Source organism: Blautia schinkii, from assembly GCF_013304825.1.
GTDB classification, from domain to species: Bacteria; Bacillota; Clostridia; order Lachnospirales; family Lachnospiraceae; genus Blautia_A; species Blautia_A schinkii_B.
Genome location: NZ_JAAWUO010000048.1, coordinates 1 through 814, shown reverse-complemented (window position 1 = coordinate 814; position 814 = coordinate 1). Strand labels below are relative to the sequence as shown.

At 37.7% G+C, this 814-nt stretch carries 1 protein-coding gene; it reads right to left on the bottom strand.

Annotated features, from left to right (window positions below):
* Positions 1-210: 210 nt before the first annotated feature.
* Positions 211-684 (bottom strand): IS200/IS605 family transposase, encoded by a 474-nt coding sequence (gene tnpA, locus HFM85_RS16005; RefSeq protein ID WP_173739202.1) that lies wholly within the window; start codon positions 682-684, stop codon positions 211-213.
* Positions 685-814: the final 130 nt, after the last annotated feature.

The window sequence follows — 814 nt, the reverse complement described above, 5'->3', positions numbered from 1 at the left end:
AGTCAAGACCACCCGCTTAGCGGGTGGCTTGCTCTGTCCCTATAAGGGACTATTCCCTGCTTGCGCCCGGAAGGCGCACTGACAGTCTGCCAACTGCACCACATTTACAGCAGCCCCTTCCAGGGGCTATTTCAGTGCTTCCTTATTCCGGCGCTGCCCCAAAAGGGGCTTGCTGGTTTGCTTTGATTTCCTACTACTGCTCCAAGCAGTTTATTTCTTGTTTTTCTTCACTGGCTCACCCGTAAACGGGTCGATATACTCTACTAATGACATCTGGTCATATTCTAAATCTTCTTTTAATTGATTCTGAATATACTCTTTTATTGCAGCTGTATTTTTTCCTACTGTATCTACATAATATCCTCTACACCAGAAATGTCTATTTCCATATTTGTATTTCAAATTTGCATGTTTTTCAAATATCATTAGTGAGCTTTTTCCTTTTAAATATCCTACTATTTCTGATACCGAATATTTAGGTGGTATTCTTACTAGCATATGTATATGATCCGGACAACACTCTGCTTCTATTATTTCTATTCCTTTTCTTCTGCATAATAATCCTAATATTTGTCCTACATCTGCTTTTATATCTTTATAGATTACCTGTCTTCTATATTTTGGTGCAAAAACAATATGATACTTGCATTCCCATTTAGTATGAGCTAAACTATTTACGTTCATTTTATGAACCTCCTGTGATTTAATATTTGTGGTTTGCAGACCTACATTTATTTTAACACAGGAGATTACTTATATCTAAAGATCTTCCCTCCCCCTGCATAGCAGGGGGTTTATTTTTACTGTCACACAA